Origin of the sequence: Halorubrum trapanicum (assembly GCF_017873555.1) — an archaeon.
Lineage (GTDB): Archaea > Halobacteriota > Halobacteria > Halobacteriales > Haloferacaceae > Halorubrum > Halorubrum trapanicum.
Window position 1 is genome coordinate 23400 of record NZ_JAGGKE010000013.1, and the last position, 24212, is coordinate 47611.

The 24212-nt window shown below is 55.8% G+C and carries 20 protein-coding genes and 4 pseudogenes; 11 read left to right on the forward strand and 13 right to left on the reverse strand.

Going from position 1 to position 24212, the window contains the following annotated elements; translation table 11 throughout:
* Positions 1–100 precede the first annotated feature (100 nt).
* Complete coding sequence (locus J2744_RS12920) at positions 101–1294, forward strand: hypothetical protein (RefSeq protein WP_241659220.1); 1194 nt, start codon at positions 101–103, stop codon at positions 1292–1294.
* Between the two features lie 159 nt (positions 1295–1453).
* On the opposite strand, the gene J2744_RS12925 is transcribed toward J2744_RS12920, so the two are convergent.
* The 5 genes and pseudogenes from J2744_RS12925 to J2744_RS12945 all read right to left on the reverse strand — a co-directional run.
* A complete protein-coding gene (locus J2744_RS12925; RefSeq protein ID WP_058365063.1) occupies positions 1454–1639 on the reverse strand; it encodes a DUF7333 family protein in 186 nt (61 codons plus the stop codon).
* A gap of 240 nt (positions 1640–1879) precedes the next feature.
* Positions 1880–2986, reverse strand: coding sequence for a transposase (locus tag J2744_RS12930; RefSeq protein ID WP_206664950.1), 1107 nt, complete (start codon positions 2984–2986; stop codon positions 1880–1882).
* Between the two features lie 41 nt (positions 2987–3027).
* Positions 3028–3408, reverse strand: a complete 381-nt coding sequence (locus J2744_RS12935; RefSeq protein ID WP_206664951.1) for a hypothetical protein — start codon at positions 3406–3408, stop codon at positions 3028–3030.
* A gap of 451 nt (positions 3409–3859) precedes the next feature.
* A complete protein-coding gene (locus J2744_RS12940) occupies positions 3860–6364 on the reverse strand; it encodes a heavy metal translocating P-type ATPase (RefSeq protein WP_058365062.1) in 2505 nt (834 codons plus the stop codon).
* Positions 6365–6555: 191 nt separating this feature from the next.
* Positions 6556–6888 (reverse strand): annotated as a pseudogene (locus J2744_RS12945) (arsenic resistance protein); the annotation flags it as partial.
* A gap of 356 nt (positions 6889–7244) precedes the next feature.
* Here J2744_RS12945 and J2744_RS12950 point away from each other — a divergent pair.
* Positions 7245–8066: an IS5 family transposase gene (locus J2744_RS12950; RefSeq protein ID WP_080508277.1), complete on the forward strand. Its 822-nt coding sequence runs from the start codon at positions 7245–7247 to the stop codon at positions 8064–8066.
* Positions 8067–8132: 66 nt separating this feature from the next.
* Here the strand turns inward: J2744_RS12950 and J2744_RS12955 are convergent, their stop codons facing one another.
* Positions 8133–9128, reverse strand: a complete 996-nt coding sequence (locus tag J2744_RS12955; protein WP_144800187.1) for an arsenic resistance protein — start codon at positions 9126–9128, stop codon at positions 8133–8135.
* A 483-nt stretch (positions 9129–9611) separates the two neighbouring features.
* On the opposite strand from J2744_RS12955, the gene coxB reads away from it, so the two are divergent.
* The 4 genes and pseudogenes from coxB to J2744_RS12975 form a co-directional block, all read left to right on the forward strand.
* Positions 9612–10403: a cytochrome c oxidase subunit II gene (coxB, locus tag J2744_RS12960; protein WP_058365907.1), complete on the forward strand. Its 792-nt coding sequence runs from the start codon at positions 9612–9614 to the stop codon at positions 10401–10403.
* Positions 10400–12898, forward strand: coding sequence for a cbb3-type cytochrome c oxidase subunit I (locus J2744_RS12965; protein ID WP_144800188.1), 2499 nt, complete (start codon positions 10400–10402; stop codon positions 12896–12898). Before coxB ends, J2744_RS12965 begins: the two co-directional genes overlap by 4 nt.
* A 102-nt stretch (positions 12899–13000) precedes the next feature.
* A pseudogene (locus J2744_RS12970) lies at positions 13001–13831 on the forward strand (IS5 family transposase).
* A gap of 66 nt (positions 13832–13897) precedes the next feature.
* Positions 13898–14278: pseudogene (locus J2744_RS12975) on the forward strand (cation transporter dimerization domain-containing protein); the annotation flags it as partial.
* On the opposite strand, the gene J2744_RS12980 reads toward J2744_RS12975, so the two are convergent.
* Entirely contained in the window at positions 14279–14689 is a 411-nt protein-coding gene (locus J2744_RS12980; protein WP_058365909.1) for a CopG family ribbon-helix-helix protein, read from the reverse strand. It abuts the pseudogene before it with no gap.
* A 102-nt stretch (positions 14690–14791) separates the two neighbouring features.
* Between J2744_RS12980 and J2744_RS12985 the strand changes: the two genes are divergently transcribed.
* The 3 genes and pseudogenes from J2744_RS12985 to J2744_RS15595 all read left to right on the forward strand — a co-directional run bounded on the left by J2744_RS12985 (position 14792) and on the right by J2744_RS15595 (position 16265).
* Positions 14792–15571: a hypothetical protein gene (locus tag J2744_RS12985; RefSeq protein WP_058365910.1), complete on the forward strand. Its 780-nt coding sequence runs from the start codon at positions 14792–14794 to the stop codon at positions 15569–15571.
* A gap of 290 nt (positions 15572–15861) precedes the next feature.
* A pseudogene (locus tag J2744_RS15590) lies at positions 15862–16142 on the forward strand (IS6 family transposase); the annotation flags it as partial.
* A gap of 6 nt (positions 16143–16148) precedes the next feature.
* Positions 16149–16265, forward strand: a complete 117-nt coding sequence (locus J2744_RS15595; RefSeq protein ID WP_379765143.1) for a DUF6293 family protein — start codon at positions 16149–16151, stop codon at positions 16263–16265.
* 9 nt (positions 16266–16274) lie between these two features.
* On the opposite strand, the gene J2744_RS12990 is transcribed toward J2744_RS15595, so the two are convergent.
* From J2744_RS12990 to J2744_RS13005, 4 genes are all read right to left on the reverse strand, one after another.
* Complete coding sequence (locus J2744_RS12990; protein WP_144800126.1) at positions 16275–17513, reverse strand: phage integrase SAM-like domain-containing protein; 1239 nt, start codon at positions 17511–17513, stop codon at positions 16275–16277.
* A complete protein-coding gene (locus J2744_RS12995; protein ID WP_058365911.1) occupies positions 17510–17968 on the reverse strand; it encodes a hypothetical protein in 459 nt (152 codons plus the stop codon). Before J2744_RS12995 ends, J2744_RS12990 begins: the two co-directional genes overlap by 4 nt.
* A 3-nt stretch (positions 17969–17971) precedes the next feature.
* On the reverse strand, positions 17972–18553 hold the full coding sequence (locus tag J2744_RS13000) for a DUF7342 family protein (protein WP_058365912.1): 582 nt from the start codon (positions 18551–18553) through the stop codon (positions 17972–17974).
* Positions 18554–19040: 487 nt separating this feature from the next.
* On the reverse strand, positions 19041–20717 hold the full coding sequence (locus tag J2744_RS13005; RefSeq protein ID WP_095638106.1) for a transposase: 1677 nt from the start codon (positions 20715–20717) through the stop codon (positions 19041–19043).
* A gap of 154 nt (positions 20718–20871) precedes the next feature.
* Between J2744_RS13005 and J2744_RS13010 the strand changes: the two genes are divergently transcribed.
* Together J2744_RS13010 and J2744_RS13015 are read left to right on the forward strand one after the other, a co-directional pair.
* Positions 20872–21201 carry a hypothetical protein gene (locus J2744_RS13010; RefSeq protein ID WP_245203373.1) on the forward strand — a complete coding sequence of 110 codons (330 nt, stop codon included), beginning with the start codon at positions 20872–20874 and terminating at the stop codon, positions 21199–21201.
* A 102-nt stretch (positions 21202–21303) separates the two neighbouring features.
* The gene (locus tag J2744_RS13015; protein WP_095638108.1) at positions 21304–21621 is read left to right on the forward strand and encodes a hypothetical protein; all 318 of its coding nucleotides are present in this window, start codon (positions 21304–21306) and stop codon (positions 21619–21621) included.
* 360 nt (positions 21622–21981) lie between these two features.
* Here the strand turns inward: J2744_RS13015 and J2744_RS13020 are convergent, their stop codons facing one another.
* Both J2744_RS13020 and J2744_RS13025 read right to left on the reverse strand, forming a co-directional pair.
* A complete protein-coding gene (locus J2744_RS13020; protein WP_210113742.1) occupies positions 21982–22431 on the reverse strand; it encodes a hypothetical protein in 450 nt (149 codons plus the stop codon).
* A 290-nt stretch (positions 22432–22721) separates the two neighbouring features.
* Positions 22722–23957 (reverse strand): MFS transporter, encoded by a 1236-nt coding sequence (locus J2744_RS13025; RefSeq protein WP_210113743.1) that lies wholly within the window; start codon positions 23955–23957, stop codon positions 22722–22724.
* Between the last annotated feature and the right edge of the window lie 255 nt (positions 23958–24212).

Consider the following 24212-nt stretch of genomic DNA (forward strand, 5'->3'; position numbering starts at 1 on the left):
AAACGTTTTGCCCGGACGGAAATTTCCGCGGAGTCACTTCAACGATTTCGTGAGGGCCGAAAGAGACAGATAATTGTATGCGGATCGCTAAACTTGGGTAATGCTTCCGAGAGGACGCCAACAGGATACAGACGGTGACAGAGAGGGCTCTCATCGAAGGTTCTCCCGCTTATGTATCCTGTTTTCAGTCGGGGTTATCCTCCTCTCTCTGATCCCGACCGTGGCCGCTCACGGTGGCTCCGAAGCGTCAGGCCTCTCGCAATCGCACGGACTGGCGATCGTTCTGATCGGCGTCCTGTCAGTCGGTACTCTCGTACTGCTCAAACGAAGCGGGCGAATCTCTCCGACAGCCGCTCTGTACGGGATTGCGGTCGGCATCGGGATTACTGTCGCCGGAGCGATTCTGTTCGAGGGGCTGGCCCCGGACCCGACGTATCAGGCCAGTTCGATGCCGTTCCCCCGGTCGTGGTATCAGCCGCTCGCGATCGTAACGGGTCTTTCGGTCGTGGTTGTGAGTTTCATCGTCGGGGTCGTGCGTTGGACAACATGTCCCCGGTACATGGTTCTCGGAATGATACTTGGAGGATGGATACTGTATCCGTACCTACTTCCGGGTTTTAGCGGCTACACGAATCCGATAGGTTACGGGATTGTCCTCGCAACACCACTGCTCGTTGGATATATTCTCTGGAAAGATGTGGGCCCGACGCTGTCCGTGATTCTTCAGGATCCGGTAGCACGTCGGTTCGGATTCGGTATCGGAGCCATGGTGAGTATCTTTTTTATGGCGACATCGGGGTATCTGTCGTTCTTCAGTGAGGAAGGTGCCCCCGAAGAGACAACTGTGGCCGTCTTATCCGTACTGTATCAGATCGTACGGTGGCCCACACTCGAAATACTCCTTCCGGACGTTCCGTTCTTCATCGCTATCTCTCCGGGAGTACTACTGGTACTCGGATCGCTTGGCGTTCTCGTGGGCCTGAATGCGGCCGCCGTTGCTCACTCTTGGCGTCTCAATCGTGAGGCAGGAGCGACACAGGGCACCGCCGGGACGGCGACGGTCGTCGGTGCGTGTACGTGTGGATGCTGTGGGCCGCTCGTCTCCCAAGTCGCAGTAATCGCCGCGGGTCCCACGATTGCGGCGCCGATATACTGGATCTTCGTCGATTCGGCGTCGCCGCTCAACTCGATATTCCTCTTGGGTAGCATCGCGCTATTCACCGGGACGCTCATCTATTCGATCGATTCCGCTACACCTACCCGAAAAGACGTGTTTGAGGTTAGTGCGGATTAGATAGACTCAACTACATCTGTTGATATCCTCTGTCGGTGATTGTTCACCGAGGTCTTGTTGAAATAAAGAGCGTATTGATCAGCAATATCAATCGGATAGAGACAACGCAGGGCGAGCATGGATCTCGACCCTGTGAATCTCACGGACTGGGCTGTACCACTACGGACTAGCGCGGAACTCACCGTGCTTCATCCCGAAGAAGAACGCGATGACCGAGAAGACGATCATTGAGGGGAGGACCATCATGAAGACCGTCGAGGGGGTCATCATAACCGTTAGCGCGACTGTTGCGACGGCGACGATCACAGCAAGTGGAATCACCGAGCGCGTGAAGTCGAATTCCATATCAGGAATGGTGGCTGGACAAACAAAGTGTTTAAGAAAGCAAATCTGATGATCAACTGATTTACAATTATCGCCGTGAAATCACACTGGCCGAGTGCTACATAGATCCTCTGATGGCACCGTAGAAAGGGGTGTTCTGACGAGAACACCCCGGCCCGATCACCGGTGATTCTCTCATCAAAACGGAGCCGTCACCACACAGGGACCAGCTGACAGCGACAAACGACACTTCTTGCCCGGCTATCCTGTCGATTTCTCTTGCTTCGCCTCCGATTCCAGGAATCTGGAGGCTCGCTTCAGGTTTCTCCCCATTGCTTTCGCTATCGAGGCGTTTTTCACCTTGATTTTCCCCGTGAACTTCGTTTTCTCACCGTCTTTGTGATACATCTCGTTCATCAATGACTCAACTCCGGCACGTAAGTTCAGGAACTCCTGTTCCGCTGGATCATCCAACCGCCTCCGTCGCTGAGCCACTTCTACCCGCCGTTCCCTGAACCCGTAGCTATAGTGTTCTTGCTGTTCCTCGACGAAACAGTTCTCTTGGTGCTGGCAGCCATCACAGAACTTCTTGTCCATCTTCCCCGAGATACGGCCGGTCTCGTAATGGTTCTGCTCGAATGGTTCGTGTCCGGCAGGACACGCAACCATTCTCGTCCCATCCCACTCTGGGGCGGCAAGCGACATCTTCTCCGCCGCAGGCCGTTGACCCGTGATTCCTGTGAAGTGCTGCGTGATCTCCTGATCACGGCAGCACTTTTCTACTTCCTTGTGCGTGTACCCACCATCTACGAGCAGGTCACGTAATCCCGTTTCCTCGGCGAGATTCCTCGCGTCTTCGGCCAAGAGGTCTCCATCATCCGTGTTGTTCGTATCGACTCGAACCGCCGTAATTAGACGAAACGGATTTTCACCATCGCATGTCTCAGCGATATTCGACTTGTAGCCGAAGTAATCTTCCGCGTCCTTGGAACGATACGTCGCTTCGTCGTCGTGAGGGTTTTGCAGTGAGCTGCTGTCGATCTCGTCGGACTCTTCCAGTCCGATGTGATCGTGTCTGTCTTCGGCGTCTCTTTCTAACGACTCGGAGTCGGGTTCATCTTCGGCAGTCTCTGTAGAGTCACTTGAAGAGGTGTACGTTTGGAGTGGCTGCCAGCCCGGTGACTCGTCACCGGGATGGCCCTGATCAGCAGAATCCTGATTATCGTCATCGTCTTCGAGATCAGGAATGCGATAGCATTGTTCGTCGAGGACACGCTGTAGATGAGCGAAGCTGTTCAACCCGGCGTATTCATCCTCGTCTCCGAATCGATCAACAAGCCACGCAGTATGCTCGGCGAGCGTTTCCATCGTTGCGGGAATTTCGCCCGGTTCAAGATGATAGGACAGCTCTAAGTTCTCGATGTCGGCGAACTCGTCATTCCAGCAGGAAGTTCCTGTGCGATCTCCCGAAGGAGATCGCACAGGAAATTGTGAAGCACTTTAGCGAGGAGATCGACACGAGACAGTTGCTTGATGTTGGCCTCAATGAACGTCGAATCCATCCGTTGAGTACTCGCATCAATCTCAAATTCACCCTGAAAGTAGGTACGGTGATTCTCGAAAACCTCGTTTAGCAGGTCGTGACCGGTCTCTTCTTCGTATTCCATCAACCGACGGCGGAAATTGGTGAGTGTCTTCTCACAAATATTGTCTCCGAGTGTCTCCTTTCCTAATACGTTCCTGACGCGAAAGTCGAAGACGTAGGCGTGTTCGAGCTCTTTGTCGGACATACCGGCAGGTGTTAGATAATCTCCAAGGAGACAAGCTCGTTGACTGGCTTGTTCGGACGGCTATACCCGTCGTGGTATAGCCGTTCGAACTTTGTTTCATCAATTTGGGTGAAAACATGTTCGCAGAAGTGAGTAGACCAGTGATTCTGCAGTTTCTTTCGTATCCTGCCTGAAAGGTCTTTCAAAGGCGAAAAGAGCATCTCTTGCTCATGTTCAGTATTTTCTCTAAACACGTTATTACCCAATTTATTGACTTAACGAAACTCTGATGTAAATAACTTACAAATATTATTTTAGACACCTCAATTGAAGTCACATAGAAAACTCAGGTAACTCATCAATACACCTTTCTACGGTGCCGTCATCCTCTGAATTTAGCACGAAAAATCTATCAACTCCTGAGGATTTCAACCGAGCGACTCAACTCTGTTCTCGTCTTGGCTCGTACATGCTACTGAAGCAACTTTCGTCGGGTGTTCACAGCGACTAGACCGCCGCCGGCAATGACTGCGATCGCTGCTGACAGCGGATTGAAGAACCCGACGGCCAACGCCAAGAGAGCGATTCCGTTGTAGGAGAACGCGAGGAGGTTGTTCTGTTTCACGCGACGACGAGCCGCACCCGCTAGGTCGAAGGCGGTTTCGACGGAGCGGATGTCGTTGTCGACGATAGCGATATCGGCGGCGTCAGCAGCTAACGCCGTGCCGCCGCCCAACGAAATACCGAGGTCGGCGGCTGCGAGTGCCGGGGCGTCGTTGGTACCGTCCCCGATCATCGCGACCTGACCGTCTGATTTGAGTCGCCGGATCGTCGCCGTCTTTCCTTCCGGTGGAACCTTCGCGAAGACGTGCGTCACGGCTTCGTGCTGCTTGAAGAAGTCCGTCGCTTCCTCGTCGTCACCGGTCAAGACGACGATGTCCGTGTCTCGTGCTCCGAGCCGAGAGATGGTGTCGTCCCAGCCGTCCCGCGGCTCATCGCCCACGACGATCAGCCCCTCTGCTGTCCCGTCGCGACCGACGACGACCGAAAGCTGACCGAAGCCCCGAGCGTCGGCGACACGAGACCGGATGTCGTCGTCCACGGTCCACCCCTGTTCCGCGAAGAGATCGAGGTTTCCGACAAGATACGGAGTTCCATCGATCACCCCTTCGATACCGGACTGGTGATTCGTGAACTCGCTTATCTGGCCTGTTTTCTCTGTCTCATTACCGTTATTGTCCGAGTTCGATTGATCGTCAAGGCCTTGGTCGGTCGCATTCCTGTGGGCGAAAGCCGTTGTGATGGCGTTTGCAGCGGGATGTGATGCTCGTTGTTCGAGCGCTGCGACGGCGTCAAGGAGGTCCGCAGGAGCGTCCGCTTCGATCACCTCCATCTCTCCGGTCGTGAGGGTCCCCGTCTTGTCGAAAACAACGGTATCGATGTCTCGGAGTCGTTCGAACACCGTCTCGTCGAAGATAATGATCCCCCGACGGAGTGCACTTGCGAGGCTCTTCGCGACCGAGAGCGGCGTCGCAAGTCCGAGGGCCCACGGCGAACCGGCGAGGAGGACCAGCAGTGCGAGGAGGATCGCGTCCGGGATGCTCATGTCGAACGCGATTACACTGGCACCACCGATCGCAACGGCGGCTCCGACAACGAGAAGTACCGCGTACGACGCGAGTTGGTCGGCGTGGCGTTGGACGCCGTGAGTCGCGCTCTGGAGGTCCCACACGGCTGTGGTTATCCGATCGATACTGCTCGTCACGTCCGTGCCGACACGAACCAAGGCCGCGCCGTCCGTGACGATCGATCCACCAATGATCTCGTTGCCGGCGCGTTTTAGCACCGGAAGCGACTCGCCAGTGACGATCGCTTCGTCGACGGTACAGCTGTCTTCGACCAGTTCACCGTCTACTGGGACTCGTTCACCCTGTCGAACGAGCACGACATCCCCTGAATTGAGGTCCTCCACGCGAACTTCCTCAGTCTTCCCGTCCGAGTCATACGTTCGTGCGCGCTCGACTTGTGATATCGTGAGTTCGGTGAGGCGATCAAGGGCGCGCTGCTTGATCGACGACTCGTAGAACACCATCGCGGTGACTGCGGCCGTGACGACGATCGCGAGGTCGTAGAAAATGTCGTTTTGTCCGAGGATGACAGCGGCCGTACTGTACGTGTACGCGCTGATCGCGGTGATCGCGACCAACAGGTCGGTGTTCGGGCGTCGCATTTTGAGACTGAGGTATGCGCCGCGCAACACCGGGAGACCGGTGAAGAGGAGAATAATGCCGGTCATCACGAAATACAGCCGGAGGAAGACGAACGCTCCCTCGCTATCTAGACGGAAGGCACCCTCGAATATTTCGAGCGCTTGCCAGTCAAATATTGACGCAAGGTGAGCGGGATAGATAATTGCGACGTACGGGACCAACAGAAACGCACCGAAGAGGAATCCGACGGAGTATCGCATTCCCAACAGCTGGTCGTCTCGACGCTTTCGAATTCCACCCATCTCTCGTGCTCGGCGCGTCGTCCCACCGGTTTCGCTCACGTCTGACGAGGCATCCTCACGGAGATACGCCGTATACCCGAGGGTACTCAATACATCACGCAGCGACTCCTTCGAAACAGTGTCTGGGTCGTGTTCAACTCGGATCGTCTCGGTGACGTAACTCGCCTCGGCACTGATCACTCCCTCTTGTTTCTCAGCGAGAGATTCAAGATACGCCTCACACGTCGCGGAGTACATGCCGTCAATCCGGAGGAACGTCCGAGAACGATACTGATCGGGAGGAACAGTGTCGTCTCCCTCATCAATCTTGTTCTCAGTTGTGGTCTGGGTGACATCGAGAGAATCGGGAGCCCCAAGCGTCGTGTGTACATCGTGGCACCCGCTCGAACAGAACGAGCGTTCACCATCAGCCTCGAACGTGGAAGACTGAATCTCTCGACCACACAAATAACATTTTTCAGTCATATATTAGTGGGAGTGGTTCATGCTGTCTGTCTGAGAGCACACCGGTCTGAATGGACACTATGAACCATGTTTTTTATAGAACGTATTCGGATGATAGGGTGTCTGTCGCTTATGATTCGGTAAGTGGGTCGTGTTTATGTGGTTGTTGATACTCTCTGTGGTGGATCTGTGTCAATCAGTCGTATCCACACCTACGTAGCATCCTCGGAAATATGCGACCACCACCCTCGCTCGCTGATCGCTATGTGTACTTGAGCGATGATCCCCAACAGGGGCAGTTCCAAGAGCGGACCGATCACAAGCGCCAACGGAATGAGTGGTTCATTCGGGAACGCGACGACGGCGATCGCGAGTGCAGTCGGTGAGTTTCGCGACAGGATAGTGTTGTTGAAACACACGAGTTCCTCGTACGAGAAATCAAGCATACGACCAATAGCGAATCCGACACCGAGGTTGATCACGTAAAAGGCGATCACGGGAATCGCCATCACAGCGAGCAGTCGCGGATTCTCGACGATTACCTGAATTGAGGCGCTAAGGCCCCTTCCTCATTCGTCTTTAGTTAATACTCTTAGTAATACTTAGTAGCTTCATATTCGATCCAGATTCGACACGTTCGTGCCGGCAATAGGTGGAAAATGGCGGTTTTGAGGGTTGCTTGTCGTTCGATATCAGCAACAACAGAATCTCAGCCGTGATTTCTACTACATCTAATACTCTTAGACATAATTTAAACTCAAGTATTACTACTGGGCTTAACTAAAGACGAATGGCCCCTTCCTCAACGAGCGACCGAAGGGAGCGAGTAAGGAGGGGATACAGCGCCGCGGCTCTGTTGAAATCCTCAAAGAGTTACATGTTTAGCCTGTAATTCGACGAAATGAAGGCCCTCCCGAAGTCGCAGATTCTCCGTTTTGCTGAGAAGGCGATCCATCTGGCGCGTCGAGCGGTCTCCCGATACTCCTCGAAATTTTCTAAACACCGCTATACACTTCCCCAACACGTTGTTCTGTTGTGTCTCAAAGTTCAAAAGAACACAACCTACCGTGGCTTGCTTGACGAACTGATCGAGATGCCACGCATCCGTCGAGCTCTTGGATTAGCTGAACTTCCTACTCCTTCAACGCTCTGTAAGGCGTTCAATCGACTTGATATGACCGTATGGCGTATCATATTGACTCTCTCAGCGACGCTACTTCCGACGAGCGGAGTTGTTGGAGTTGATGCATCAGGGTTCGACCGCAGTCACGCTTCGAAACACTACACGAAACGCGCCGAGCTCACGATTCAGCAGCTCAAAGTGACGCTGCTGGTCGATGCGAAGGTGAACGCAATCCTAGATTTACACGTGACGACGACCCGGAAACACGATAGCCAGGTTGCGCCGTCACTGATCAAACGCAATCCCGAGAATATCGACATTCTGCTCGGTGACAAGGGCTACGACGACCAGAAGATCAGGCGGCTTGCTCGTCAACACGAGGTTCGTCCACTGATCAAGCATCGTGAGTTCACATCGCTCCATAAGGCATGGAACGCGCGCTTAGATGCTGATCTCTATGGCCAGCGGAGTCAATCCGAGACAGTCAACTCTACGCTCAAGCGGAAGTACGGTGCGTTCGTCCGCTCACGACGATGGTGGAAGCAGTTCCGTGAACTCACCATCGCTTGTCTCAGTCACAACATCGACCGATCACTCTGAGTGGTCAAGACATATGATTCACAGACCGCTCAGGATCAGGGAGTAATGATTCTTGCCAGTCTTCATTCAGTCTCTGCTAAACACCGTTGCTGGATCAAACGGCCACCACTCGCGGTTTCGGATCGCCAAATGGATTTGTGCAATGAAGCCTAACAGCGGAAGTTCCAACAGCGGCCCAATAACCAGTGCGAGCGGGATGAGCGGCTCGTTCGGGAACGCGACGACGGCAATTGCGAGGGCCGTCGGTGAGTTCCGTGAGAGGATCGTGTTGTTGAAACAGACCATCTCCTTGTAGGAGAACGAGAGTACTTGTCCGACGCCAAACCCGATGCCGAGATTGATCGCATAGAAGACGAGAACGGGAACCGCGAGAAGAGCAAGTAATCCGGGGTTTTCGAGGATTAGCTCCCCCTGCGAAGCGAACATTGCGCCGATGGCGAGACTGAGGAAAATAATCTGGAGCGGACTCAATTTCGGCAGGAAGTGCTGCTTGAACCACTGCGTCCCCTTTTGTCGGGTCAATGCCCACCGAGCAAGTCCACCAACCACAAGCGGGACGACGAGTACGAGAACGACGCTTTCGATCAGCAGCTCCATCGGTAACGCGACCAGTTCGCCCGCGAAGACGTACAAGTAGAGTGGAAGCAGTATCAACTGGAGAACGAGGTTGTACGGGAGAATAGAGGTAGCCAGCGGAACATCTCCGTCCGCAATATCGGTGAAAATGAGATACCAATCCGTACATGGTGTCACCATCAGCATGATGAGTCCGACCCACAGGGCAGGGTGATCTCGAAGGAAAACCGCGCCGAGTGCCACCGCTAACAGCGGACTCCAGATGAAATTGACCAGAAGACTAGACCCGACTACACGACGATTTCCGAACGCTGCCCGGAGGCGAGAGAGTGGGATTCCGGTGAACGCGGCGAACAGCATCACCATCAAGAACGGGAGAATGAGTGAGTCCGCAATCGGCGGAACACCAGCGATCTGACCGAGCACTAACCCACTCAGAATCGCAATAATAACGAATACACTCTGGTACTTCTCGACGAAATCCATTCTGTTGCGTCTGTGTCGGGAGCCATCCTAAGGATGTTGCTTATTGTAATGACACTAAAGAGATAGATTGGGAATACAATAGACAATTTTGTGACAACGTGAGACAGTCACTGGCCATTTCTGGTCCATATGTAGCGAGTGAATTAGTCTCAACTGCAGAAGATCCCACGAGCGCAAAACCGAGGGGGAGAGAAGGAGACACGTGGAGGCTCTCGTCGATGGCGACCGCGTCGAAATGGTGGTCGTTGATACAGTTGGAACGTCGTTCATGAGCTGGAATACAGTCATATCGAACGCGCGACGGAAGGGTATCTGTCTCGGTTTCGGATGCGTGTCTGATTGCGCAAATCGTCTGTTACAATCTTGCTCTGTCGGCGTCGCCGTAACGTCTCGTCCGAGAGTTCGGTGCGGCCATTCTAGCCGGACGATACAAAATAATAAGTGTACCCTCGTGAAGGGGCGCGCAAGAGTCGAAAGGCAAACATGATAGATCCAATTATCCTGCAACAGGGGAGCGACTGGCGCGCGCAGGCGGAGGTCTTCGACGAGATCTTCTTCGTCTTCCTCGCGCTCGGTACGCTCGTCGGCACAATCGTCGTCGCGTACACGCTGTGGAACGTGTTCAAATATCGCGACGACGGCAGTGAACCGAAGGAGGACTTTGACGCGCCGATCGTCGGTGAACTCCCGACCGGACAGGGCGGTCCGAAAGCGAAGAAGCTCTTCCTGTCGTTCGGATTGAGCGCGATCGTCGTCATCAGCCTTGTCGTGTACGCGTACGGACTCCTCCTCTACGTCGAAGAGGGTCCAGACACGAGCGACGCGGGGAATATCGAAATCACCGTCGAGGGGTACCAGTTCGGTTGGGAGTACATCTATCCGAACGGTTACTCCACGAGGGGCGAGATGATCGTTCCGGCCGATCAGCGGATCGACCTCAACGTGACTTCACGCGACGTGTGGCACAACTTCGGCTCGTCGGAGTTACGGATAAAATCCGACGCCATCCCCGGAGAGTACAGTAGTACCTGGTTCTCCGTGAGTTCCGAGGACGTTGAAGCACAGGGTGGCGAAGCAACTTACCGAGTCGAGTGCTTCGAACTCTGCGGCGCGGGCCACTCTGCGATGACTGGTCAAATCACGGTGCTCCCGCAAGACGAGTGGGAAGAATGGTATGCTGGAACCCAAGGTGAAAACACTTCTAGTGTCGACAGCGCTGGCGCCGGAAATGCCTCCAGCGTTGACAACGCAGTCATTCGAGGTGCCCCCGCATGAGCGAACTCCCGCCAACGACTTCCGTCAAACGATGGCTCGTCACGACCAACCACAAGGACATCGGCATCCTATACACGATTACTGCCCTGTTCTTCCTACTGTTCGGCGGTGTCCTTGCGCTGCTGATCCGTGTCCAGCTCTGGGACCCGATGAATCAGATCCTGTCTGGGCTCGCGTACAACGAGGCCGTCACGGCCCACGGACTGATAATGGTGTTCTGGTTCCTCTCCCCGTTTGCCTTCGGCTTTGCAAACTACTTCGTGCCGCTCCAGATCGGTGCCGACGACCTTGCGTTCCCACGGCTTAACGCGCTCTCCTATTGGATGTACCTGTTCTCCGGCGTACTGTTGTCAATCAGCTTCTTCCAGGGCGGCACGCTGAGCGCTGGCTGGACGATATACGCTCCGCTCAACATACCCGCGTACACACCGAGTATCGGCTCAACGGGAGCGATACTGGCACTCGCGATGTTCACCATCGGAGTCACCGCCTCGTCGGTGAATTTCCTCGTGTCTATTCATCACTCGCGTGCCGAAGGAATGGGGATCATGGATATGCCGATGTTTACCTGGACCATCCTCGCGACCGTGTGGATGATGCTGTTCGCGTTCGCTGCATTGCTCGCTGCGGGACTCATCCTCGCGTCCGACCGCGTGCTTGGGTCGGTGTACTTCTCCGCAACAGAGGGCGGGTCCCTGCTATGGGGCCACCTGTTCTGGTTCTTCGGCCATCCGGAGGTGTACATCGTCTTCTTCCCGGCTCTCGGTGCGATGTTGGAGCTGTTCCAGACGTTCTCAGGGCGCCGGCTCGTCGGACGGAAGTGGGTGATCATCGCCATCTGTCTTGTCTCCGTCCAGTCGTTCCTCGTATGGATGCATCACATGTTCCTGACGACGATCAACCTGGAGATCAAGACGCTGATGATGGCGACCACTATCGGGATCTCCTTACCCTTCGACCTGATCGTGTTCTCGCTGATCTACACGCTCATCAAGGGACGAATACAGTTCACGACACCGTTCCTCTTCGCGTTCGGGGCGCTACTATTGTTCATCCTCGGCGGCATCACCGGAGTGTTCCTCGGCGCCATCGTCCTCGACTACGAGTTCCGTGGCACCTACTGGGTGGTCGCGCACTTCCACTACGTGATGTTCGGGGGGGCGACAGCCCTGATCGGCGCTGCGTACTACTGGTTCCCGAAAATAACCGGGAAGATGTACGATGAACTCCTCGGGAAGATCCATTTCGTGCTGTTCTTCATCGGGTTTAACGCCGTCTACTTCTCGATGTTCCTCGGCTGGGAGACGCCGCGCCGTGTCTTCGAGTACAACCCCGAACTCCAGATCTATCACCAGTTCGGGACGATCGGTGCATTCGTACTCGGATTCTCCTTCTTCATCATGTTCTACAACTTCGCGAAGTCGTACGTTTCCGGCGAGCCCGCCGGCGACAACCCGTGGGACTACTCGCGGACTGCCGAGTGGGCCATCTCTTCACCGCCGCCGCTCCAGAACTGGCCAAACCGGCCGTCCTACGCGTCCGGCAAGCTCGAATTCGTGAAGGATTATGTGCCCGACAGAGGTCCGGCAGTGAAGACCGACGCCAACGGGAACGGGGCGACTGACGGTGGTGACACCCACTCCGAGCACATCAAGGAGTACCCGTACTGGGACAAGCACCCGAGCCACGCAAGCATATGGCCGCTCACACTCTCGTTTGCAGTTGGTGTGTTGTTCCTCGGGCTTACCGGATTCCGCGATAACGTTGTCTTCGAGGTCGGCGAGTCGCTCGCATCGACGAGCGTGACGATCTCGAATCCGGTATACCCGATACTCATCGTTGTCGGATTGGTCGGACTCGTCTGGACCGGGGTGAAGTGGAGCCTCGAGGACTTCTATGCCCCACCGACCGAGTTCGCCGAACGGTGGCCGTTCGAAGGTGTCGAGAAAGTCAAGCTGGGGATGTGGTTCTTCATCGCGTCGGACGTGATCGTCTTTGGCGCGTTCCTCTCCGCGGCCATCTTCGTCCGGTACAACGCCGGCTGGATGACGTGGGAGCCACTGGCCGAACCACTACCGGGACTGATCAACACGTTCGTGCTGCTCACCTCATCGTTCACCGTGATCTTGGCGCTGGTCGCTGCTCGCCGGAAGAGCCGGCAGGGCCTGCTTGCGTCACTCGGCGCAACGATAGTGCTTGGGTTCACATTCCTGGGTATCAAGCTCTGGGAGTGGAACAAAGAGATCTTCGAGCGGGGCGTGACGATTTCGGCGAACGCCCACGGTGACCCAATCCAGGCGTCGATCTATTACGTGACGACGGGGCTCCACGGGATCCACGTAGTTATCGGCCTCGTGATCGCCATCTTCCTGTTCGTCAGGGCGTATCAGGGGCACTACTTAGAGGACGAGCGGCCGATCGAGTACTTCGGCCTCTACTGGCACTTCGTCGACATCGTCTGGGTGTTCATCTTCCCGCTGTTCTACCTCTTCTGAGGACAGCGGCGGAGTCACCGTATTTGACTGTGTTGAATCACCATACAGCAGCGGGGTAGGCCACTAAATCAAAGGAGTTGAAGCGGGAAGATCCGGTTGCCTGTGACACAAATCTCCCGCTTCATCGGGGAAGTTGTGCCGGTTGCTCAAAGAGTTACTGGCGATGGAGGCGAATCTGCCGCCCCGGAAGGCGGCGGCGGATTCGCCGACTATGCACTCGTTTCCCTTCACTGTCTGCGGATTTACCTCGATTCATCGTACCGCATTACGATCGACCTGCTCAAAGAAATGCCACAAATAACCGGAGAGATCGGCCTCAACGCGGCCGATCTCCCAGCGCCGTCCACGTTGTGTAAGGCGTTCGACCGGATCAGTATGAGCGTGTGTCGAGTGCTGCTGCGCCAGTCGGCGCAGCTGCACGATCTCTCTGAACACGCCGCGATCGACGCCACGTTCTACGAACGCTCAGCAGCGAGCCGCCACTACTGCCAGCGAATTAGCTACCGCGTTCAAAAGCTCAAAGTCACGAAATTAGTCGATACAGCGTCTTAAGCCGTCCTTGACGTTCACTGCTCAACGAACCGGGAAGGAAGCGACGCAGACCTTGCTGAGCAGATCGCCCGCCGGAACGCGGGCGATCTGCGGTCTCTTGCGGCCGATAAAGGCTATGACAAGCAATCGCTTCGTGAAGGATTACGCGACCTCGGGATCAGACCGCTGATCAAGCACCGTATCTTCGCTCCGTACGACCACGCACACAACGCCAGAATTGACGATAACAGCTACAATCAGCGCTCTATGACCGAAACCGTGAACTCGGCTGTGAAGCGCTCGCTCGGCTTCGCCGTGCGAGCGCAGACGTAGTTTCGTGAGTTCCGAGAAATCGCTCTGATGTGTGTCGTCTATAACATCAAGCGCTTCGTTAAACAGTGAATCACTACGCCTTACAGCGATTCAACACAGCCTGTCTAAGTTAACACGACCGTCATCTGCTGGGCGAACGTCACGTATCTGTCTGGCGCAGCCCCGCCAGCCGGCGTCCAACAGTGCGTCGAAGACTGCGTTCGTGAACACCCTGCCGTCGAAGGTGTCCACGACACTGCCGTCTACTATATGGGGGCTAATCTCGAAGTTGAACTCCACGTCGAGGTTCCCGGAGACTACACACTTCGCACTGCCCACGAAATCGAAACAGTGCTTATCGACAGGCTTCGAGATCTCCCCGCCGTCGGCGACGCACACGTCCATCTTGATCCGGCAGGAACGGACGAGTGGAAGGACGCCGACGAGGACGGCTCACCCGTCGAGTCTGACGGATCCGGAGACCAGCTCCACGACCAACGCACGAATACAGAGATACGCCACACTCCTGGTGTGTAATCAGTCGGCCGTCTGATTATCGTGGTCCGGCTGAAGGAACATTACGTTGACTCTCCCCACAGCGTCGAAATCGCGAAGCTGGTAGACGAGTTCGCGAATCCGTCCAGCTGACCCCTCACAGAAGATTGTTTCGAGACACCACTCGCCATGATGCATATGCTGAGTCGTCCCGATGATATCATCAAACTCGTGTTGGACAGTGTGGAGATCCCCGATGACGAGCGTGTGCTCGTAGTCGAAGGCGAGCGCAGCGACTGCGGTCCCGTCAAGCCCTTCGAGGGTGGTATGACGCTCTATATACTCTTGGATCGCCTCCCGAACAGCACGCGAGCGCGATTCGAGTCCTTCGTCTTGCCACGTTTCGTCGAACGACTCGAGAATTTCTCCGGGAATATTCAGGCTGGTTCGCATTAAGGGAATGTTAGCCGGGGACGCCTATGAAACTCATTATTACGGGATCCCCGAATCGGCCATAACAACCCCTATCAGTCCGTCAGTCTCGTATTCTTCTATATGGTGACTGGAGTACTTGGTCTTGCACTCGGGGCGAGTGTGCTCGGGCTCTCTCACGGGCTCGCCCCGGGCCACGGGTGGGCAATCGCGGCGAGCTATGCACTCGACAAACCGAACAAGTGGTTCTACGGCGCTGCATCGAGTCTCATCCTCGGGATCGGCCACCTCATCAGTAGTATAGCGATGGTGGTGGTCTACTTCTGGGCGCTTTCGTACTTCGGGCTCACACAACTCAGCTGGATGAATTACGTGGCGGGCGCGCTACTTATCGGGCTCGGAATCTGGCAGTATTTCAACGGGCATGACCACGGTACTGGATTTAATCACGACGGAGAAGAAGAGGAAGATAAGCACGCCCATGATCACGCGGACGACCACGAGCACACACATCGCACTGAAGAGACGTCCACGTGGGGGGCTCGCATTCGACGCGCCCTCCCATTCGTCGGTGAGTCCAGCCACGACCACTCGCACGGTCGCGTCGACGAAACGCCCGAGCGTGGCCTCTACGGGATGGTTGCACTCGCGTTTGCGCTTGGCTTCACACACAACGAAGAGTTTGACATTATTGCCATCTGTACCGGCTCGGCATACTGTCTCGAGTTGATGCTTCTCTACTCGCTCGCCGTCATCGTCTCCCTCGTCGGAGTGACTCTCCTGCTTGTGGCCGGCTATGAGCGGTACGAAGAGCGGCTCGAAGGATATGTCGAGTACCTCCCTACATTTACGGCAGCGATCCTCATCGTGATGGGGATCGGGTTCATCCTCGGGGTCTTTTGAAAGGACTGAATCTATACTTCCACGATGCGCCTATCGCAGGGTTATGTAGACGGTCGGTCGGACACTGTCCACCAAAGAATTGGCAGTGAAATTCCGGAAAGTGATACGAAGAGTGGATGTCCGAAAGACACTTGAGAAAGCACAGGAGAGCTCCGGGGTTGCCCCTGAGTGGATCCTCCTAATACTGCGCGTGGTGATCGTCGCGAACAGAGCTGTAGACGTGACAGTACTCCTTTCGACGTTCCTCGCACCGACGTTTCTCATCCAGCTGGTTAGCCCTGTCTTCCATGATGAACCTGCCGAGATTACGGGTTCCTCGAAATCGCACGCCTCGAGGAGATAGCGACTGCTTCGAGTTAGATTTTCTGGAGCGCGAGGCAATACCCAAACCTGCGATGAAGCTCGGTATGTGCCCTATTTAGCTTAAGTGAATATAGGAAATTGTTTTTATACAACATACGGTGAGGTCAACCGTTGTCCGTCAACCATCCACAACTGGGTACTGAAGACAGATCTCCAGTCGCTCGATGGGGTAAATCCGGATCACGTTGCGGTCGACGAGACTGTGATCCACTGAATGATAACCGAGAAGGGCTTCGTTGAAACCAAAGACGTGGGGCGAAGGACGGACGTAGATCTTACCGAGGAGGGGAAAAATACACTCTCCGCGTTTAGGCATCTCATCGAAAAGTGATTAGTATAGTTAGCGCTCAGTCGAATCGACCTCTTCCAGAGCTTCTGTAGCAACATCACCTAACTCCCCTGCCTCGATATGTGAATACCGTTCTCGAACCATCTCTTCGGAGTTATCGAGATACCGGGCCGCCACCGTGTACCCAAACGCGCGGACAAGTACCTCGCCCATTCCACGTCGACCACCGTGGGGCGCGAGATAATCGTGTTTCGGGTGGTCGATATCGACCTCTGCGGCCTCCGAGAGCCGTTGGAGAATCGTCCGTGCGCCGTCCGTCGTAATCGACGGCGGCCGAATGTCCTCATCGAGCGCCAGCAGTAGATCGCGAGCGTATTCTTCACGGCGCTCAGTAATTGCTTCCGGGAGTTCCCCTCGTTCGGCTAGCTCATCCTGGATGAGTCCTGCGAGCGTCCGTTGGTCGAACGTCGGGAACACCGGCCAGCGTTCCGTCGGTGGGTCCATCAGCCTTCGATAGCTCCGCAGTGGAGAGATTACTGGGTCGGGGAGACTGGCGGCGTCCCATTGCTGCTTCTTCCGGTAGACATCCATACTACCGTCGTCGAGCGAAATTTCCTCCCACCGGACGCCGCGCCGGCGTGGGTCGTTCGGATCCCGGAGCAGTTCCCCGACGCGGACAGCGGTGTACGCGAGAACGAACACCAGCGCCCGGTCACGAGCCGCCTTCAGCGCCGCGTAGCGCGCTCGCTGTCTGTCAAGAGGGTCAGTATCCCCCGGGAGTGTGGTGAACGTCTCGATGGCGTCACGGGCTCGCTCGTCGACGTACCGGGTCAGGGCGTGGCGCTGCTCGGACGTCCAGGCCTGCTGATCACCGGGCTTGCGACCGTCGTCCTCCGGCAGCGGCGCCATCGCACTCGCCCGCTGCGCGTAATGGGCTTCGAGATATCCCTCGTTGACGCACCACCCGCACCACGCGGAGATATAGCGATAATAGGTTTGTACGGTATTCTGTTTGAGCCCGCGATCGCCGGCGAGATGCCGGGCGTACTCCCGGAAGACGCGTTCATCGAGGTCTTCGAAGGTGGGCTCCTGGTCGACGTCGTCGGATACGATCCCGGTCCAGTCGTCGGCGCCGCGGTCGCCGGCGGCCCACTCGGCGAACCGCTCGAGCTCGCGTGCAGCGTTACGTCGGTAGTTCCCGCCGTCGCCACCGCGGCCTTTCCCCTTATCCTGGAGGTAGCGCTCGAAGAAATTCTTGAGTGACTGATCGGCGCGTTCTCGGGGTGTCATGGTTCCTCGTTCGCGTACTGGTAGGTCGGACGGACGTCCTCGAGGAGCTCTTCGACGATTTCCCAGAGAACCAGGGAAGGGGTCTCGTGTTCGAATGTAATCTCCCAGCGATCCTCCGTATCGGCGACTGAGTACTGGAAATGCGCCCGTCCGAGATCGGGATGGTCCTCGTCCTGGTGCCAGCCGGCGTGAAAGCCCGTGTTCGGGTCGGTGTAGTTGATACGGAACCAATCGTGAGGGTCCTGCCGATACCACTTGACGGTCAGCTCCGGCGAATCAGGGCCTGTCGGGGGATCCAGACGGGCCGGATCGAAAATCGCCCGCAGCTGCTTGGCCTCGATATCGTCAGGAACGTACTCGACGGCCGTGATCTGGGGAACACGGTCGAGGACGTCCCGCTTCAATTGGGTGTAGAGGTTCGCGTTCGGATCACCACCTGGATGCGGGACCGACATTCGTTAGCTGCTGGCCTCAGCGGGCTCTGTCGTCGGAGCGAGGAAGTCCCATTCGCGGATGGCGAAGCCAACGATCTGGATACGCCGCTGAAGGTGCTCCCACTCGCGGGCAATCTCACGGCGACGATCTTCCTCCTCAGCGTCAAGAGACTCGTCAGCGAGCGTCCCGCGAAGCTGGTTCGGTGACTCGACCTCGAATTCATTCTCCCAGTCGCGAATCTGCGTCTTCATATCGGCGAGACGGTCCGTGAGTTCCTCGACAGTGTGCCCGCTGTCTCGAAGCCGCATCGCCTCCTGCATTGCTTGGCGGCGGTAATCAGGGTAATACGTGGTGTGAGTCCCGCTTTCGTCACGGTGGAGGATGCCATCGTCGACGAGCCGATCGAGGACGCGTTTGGTCGGCTCGTGTGACCAGCCCGCTTCCGAGGCGATCCAGTTCGCCGTCTGAGGCTCCGAAAGCTGCCGGGCGGTCATCCTCACGCGGTCTTCACCCGTGGTCTGGCGTTCCATCAGGCCCTCGGAGTTCGATTCGTCTTCGGACATACAACAACGTTCGCGCTTTATCTTAATATAGGTTGAGGTCATTAGTTCTATATCGAATGCGTTTCTTCGCCATCGCCTCGACCTCGGCTGAGGAGAGTCAGAGAAATCTCAAACCCCGTTCTTGGCAGTTCTACCCCGGGGGAAGCGCCGTCGTGAGGCGGTTGCAGCATTCGTGCTTCACCGACGGCGGCGGGGTACTTCAAACTGGTCGTGATTACTATACTAATCACGTCCAGTTGTTGTTTTGGGCGTACTAGCCAAATTCAGCGGTCTCAGCCTACAATTCCGCTATTCGGAGATATATAAACTTCATATGGCTATACCAATTCGTGGGCGGGGAAGTTGAGACTACGGCGGCTATAGCACCGCTGGTATGCACGATATCAGCCGAACCACCGAACTTGACACGGTTCACACTCGGGCCGGGACACCACTTCCAGTTAGTATCCCAACTAGAACTGCGTATTTGAAGAGATCAGAACAGCGCTGCCGCTCGTTACTCCTGTTCTCACTGGCTCAATATCGCCGATTACCCGACTCCAGTTTCCTTCTTCAACAGTGTGAGCGTATTGTCCGCAGTCACAATCGGGGAATGCTCGTACTCACCCGTCAACTCGACTTGCACGAGGAGGTCGACGGCCCGCCAGATTGAGTACAGCAGACAGGCGAACGCGAAGTAGAAGAATCGCAGTACGAAGTTCTTCGAGGTTGTCGCGGCCATGAACCGCTTAATGCTCCGGTAGCCGCTCTCGATCTCCCAGCGATAGCCGTACTCACTCAGCAGTCCCACATTACCGTTGCACATGAACACCGAATACTGCCGGTGGTCAGTGTGTTCAGAATTCTCGTTTCGACGGTACACGAGCGTCGTCTGGTGCCACTCATTCTTGCCCAAGTGGAGCTTACGGTCGTTCACGTATCGATCTGTCTCACTCTTCAAGAGTCGTTTCGCCTGGGCTCTCTCGCTCGTGTGCATCCGCTTTGGGACGACGTACGTGAGCCCGCGTTGGCTAATCATCTCCAAGACGTGTTGGCTGTCGAATTCTCTGTCCATCAGCACGCTGTCGACGTGGACGAGGTCCTCAGCCGAGTCAAGTAGATCCTCGACAATTTCCAGCCGACTCTCGCCACGCCGCACCGGCCTTGCGTCTAAGACAATCGGGACCGCATTACCGACGAGCTGGACGGTCGCCCACTGATAGGCGTATTCGTCGGTCTTCTCTTTTGTCCCGATGATCTCATCCTCGTGACCTGTTCTATCACCGGTGAAGGGCTCAGCTTCAGTGATGTCGATGGCCACGATTCCGGCTCGGAAGAACTGCTCTGTCTCCGCGACTTCATCCAATAGCCGTTTCACGGCCTGACGGTACATCTCACGAATCTCCGCTATCGAGAGGTCACGAATCTGATCACGATGGGCGTGCCCCAGAGGTGTCCGACTACGCGTCGACTCGTAGATGAAGCTCCGAGCCCCCTCATTGGCAGCTAAGTTCTCGCGGAGGCCGAGATAGGTCTGTAAGTCCCAGTAGGCATTCTCGTGGATCTCACAGCCCTCTCCGCGATCCATCGAGAACGCCGGGAAGACAACGCGACTGACGTGATCCGTGATCGTTCCCGCCTGTTCCAGCACGGTCTGCTCGTCCGGATCGGAGTCTCCGGTACTGTCTCCTCGCTGAGGGAGCGTCCTGTCCGGGTCACGCGGAACGCTCACACCCGCGTTTTGGGCATTGATCAGGGCCGTCCGGGCAGCCGTCTCAACCGTCTCGCGTAACTCACCCGTGAAGCGCTCGTGCCAGCTACGCCAGAGCGTCGACTGATTCGGAACGCTCTCGAGTCCGAGTTGCTCACGCAATTCAGGGTGGCACTCGAGGAATTCGACGAGTGCTGTCTCGTGGTCCCATCCGTGGAGTTCTTTCAACATGAACACTCGAAAGAGGGTGTCCATCTCGTAGCTCGTCGATCCCGCATAGCGGTCATGGGTCTCGAATTTGAAGTAAGCGAGCGGCAGCGAACAGACGAACTTTTCGACCGAGTTGTGGCACTCGTGGCAGAACCACGTCTCCGAAATCGTCCGAACATCTGATTCCAGTCCCGCGAGCGACGTTCGGTCATACAGTGGTGTCGAATCATACGCCGGCCACTCAACGTACGATCGCTGAGCGATACGTCGAAAGATCGTTCGACGAGACTCGGGAGTCGAAGCCACTACGAGATACTGACTCGGACACGCAGAAGTCCTCGTCCATCTCGATAAGAGACATCGAGATTGGGGAAGGTCGGTACTCGCTAGGGGAGAGAGATTAGTTCCGCAATCCGGTTCCAGGGGGAACACATTTCCTCCACATGCCTCTAGTCGGACTATGGCTCACGAGTGCGACGATTGCGGGGAGTCGTTCGAGACACTCACTCATCTCCGACTTCACGACTGTGGCGATGTCCAATCGGACACGTTCTCGACCTCGACCGATTCGGGGAGGTCTAAATCTGACTCATCTCCAAGCCAAAAACGGAACAAAGAGGTTGCCGAACTCGATAACCTGCTTGATCGTTTCTCCGACGGTGACGTGGATGCCCTACACTACGCAGTCGTCGAATTCGAAGCAGCACTCTCGACTGCAGTCGAGGAAGACAGCAGTGGAGATACGTTTCGGGACGTCTTCTGGGGCTCTGTTGAAATCCTCAACAAATGATATATTCTGGCCCGGTTGCGGTCAACACAGGGAGTTAACCTACCTAAAGCCGACCGATTTTCTCGGGTGTAAGTATTTGTCGGAGCACTATGGATTATTCATATGGCGATGTCCTCCAAGACCCTCAATGTGGGATTGCGTGATGTCGGTTTCTCCCTCCTGTGTATCGTGTCGGTCGCCGCGATACTGCCCGTACAATTCGTCTCACTGATCGTCTTCGATACCATCGGACTCGACCAATTCATTCCCAGTACAGTGATTTATACGGTGGTGCCTGCTGTAGTGGTGACTGCTATTCCGGCAATCGTGGCCGCTCGTCAATACAACCGTCGGGGTTCGCAGGTGATTACGGCGGTAGTGTTCATCGCCGCGATCCTCGCCTCTATCCTCGTGTGGAGCGGGTTCTTCGTCATCGGATAGCGACGAAACACACGCAGCTCTCACCAACCGGCTGTTTCAGCCTATCGTATCTCTGAAGAATGTGGGTTCAACAGAGCCGGATATGTGGCTCTGTTGAAATCCTTTTCTTCAGATATGTTCTCGTCTGAGATAGCCGGTTACTGAATAGTGTGAAGTTATCGATTGATTTCGAGTGTCCACTCATCATACGCTTCGATATACACCCACCCAGCGCCGTCGTAGGTTTCGGTCGTTTCTCCTTCAAATGAGCTATCCGTTTCGAAGAGGGGTTTACGAGGGTTGCCGTGAGGGCCGAGAATACGAGCGACAAACCGGCCCTCCCCGGAATACGTTGCATTGATCGATGTTTGTCCAGTGAACTCATATGGACGCGTAATCTGGCCACTCGCCGGATAGCGATGCCGGAAGAGAGAACACATCCTCCTGACTGGGACGTGGTTGCTCAACACGAAGGTGCCAGTCACCGGTTGCGGTAACCTCTATGACGTATTCAGCATCATATGTCCCTTCTGCCCACCGACCTTCGACAGCGCCCTCTCGATCTACGAGTACGAGTGAGTGTGAGGCCTCCTCAGAGCGCAGTTCGACAGTGAAATCGCTGTCGCCGTCGTGCTCGTATTCGACTGCAAAGAAGCCACCTTCGTTACGTACCTCCTCAATTATCGTAGGACCTTCACCGTCGAACAATTGTGGGTTTGGATCCTCGAACACTTCTCTCTGCTCACTCTCATCGGAATCATCCCGAAAGCATCCGGCAATCGCAAGACTAAGACTCAACCCGCTCATCTGGAGAAGGTTCCGACGCTTCATATTAGACTGATTGGACTGGGAAGTGAAATGTCTTCTCGGTTGTCCTGATTCGCTGTATACTTCATCTGTACTGAGCGATTCATGAGTCCCCTGTACTGAGCGATTGAGGATGAAAAACTATCAACTTCAGAGGGTTTCAACCTACACGTCAAAACGGCGCCACCGACGTACCGACGTTCATCACCGAGAGCCGAACTGTCGCAGAATCCTTTCCAGTTGAAGAGCACCAACAGCTGTTCAGCGCCGAGTACCACGACTTGACAGCGTGAAAGACAGTTGCTGAACCCTTTCTACGAGTAACCTGGCTCTGGAGCTCGCCATGCAACCACGATTCCACAGATAGCGACGACTCCAGCGAGTAGAAATGCCGTATCGAACCCCGCTCGGTCGACAACAACGCCGCCTACAATCGGGGCAAGGAACGCCCCCGCTAACCCGACACTCGTCTGGAACGCGACGGCTGTCGCAGCGACTCTTGAATCGACGACTTCCCGGACATACGTGAAAGACAGCCCCAGCGTAAGCTGAACCGCGAACCCGGTGAGCAGCAGGAGCGCAACGAGTAATGGAAGTGACCGAAACTGAGTGAACACCAATACGAGCGGAGCAGCAGCTGCGAAGGACCCGAAAACGATGGGTTGGCGGCGACCACCGAAGACGCGGTCAGACAGGAGGCCACTACTGATTCTAGAGACGACCCCGATTGCGGGGAACACTGCCACCAGGAGTCCACTCACAGCGAGTGACAGGCCAACCTCGGTCGTGAGATACGACGCGCCCCAGCTATTCACGAACAAGTACAGCGAATAGCCGAGAAACCCGAGCAATCCGACAGACCAGACCTCCCGGTTCCGAAGAACTGCACCAAACTCCTGAACCGAGGGGGCATCTCCCTGACTCGTCCCGATCCCTCGACTTGCTGGCCAGAATACGATGAGACCCATGACTGTGAGCCCCGTGAACGCAATAAAGATTGTAGGCCACCCGAATCGATGCGCAATGAGTGGCCCGGTTCCTTGACCGAGCGCGAATCCGATCGGGCCACTTGCGGTGAAAATGCCGACAGCGGTTGCTCGATTCCCGCTAGTCGCTGCTCGACTCACGATATCGATGCCAGCGTTCCACACGACGACGTAGGCGACCCCCCCAAGCGCTCGCGACGCAATCACTGATCGGTAGTTCCCTTGCCGTCCAGCGATCCATCCCCACGTTCCGGCGACAAGTAGTGTGAGAACGGCGAGTGCCATCACGTTTCTAGAGTCTGTCCGGTCAAGCACCGCACCAACTGGAAGGCTTGCAATCACTGCAGTACCGAACATGACTCCAACGAGGAAGCCTGCGATTGTTGGCCCGATACCCAGCGAGTCACGAATAAGCGGGGAGACGCTCGCGGGCACAATCTCGTAGGCTGCCAACCCTGTCGAGATGAGGCTCGCGCCGGCGACGATACCCCACGTTGACTGATGTTTCTGGTGTGGATCGCTATTAGTGGGTTCTTGATGCTGGGGGGTCGGTTGGGTAGTCATTACTCGAGAATGTGGACGGACGGTGAACCACGGAAATCGGGTATCGACAGGTGCCTGTAACGAATTCTGACGATAGTGTATCCATGTTATGTATCTCTCCGCATACCTTTAAGGGTTAGATGGTAAATCCTTTTATTCTCTTACTGTTAGATGGTTAACCACCAATGTACATTCATTCTGGCCTAGGCCAGCAGCAGAATTGGGGACGAATTCGAACCGGGCTCGAGGGAAGCGTTCCCTGTATTCAACTGATCG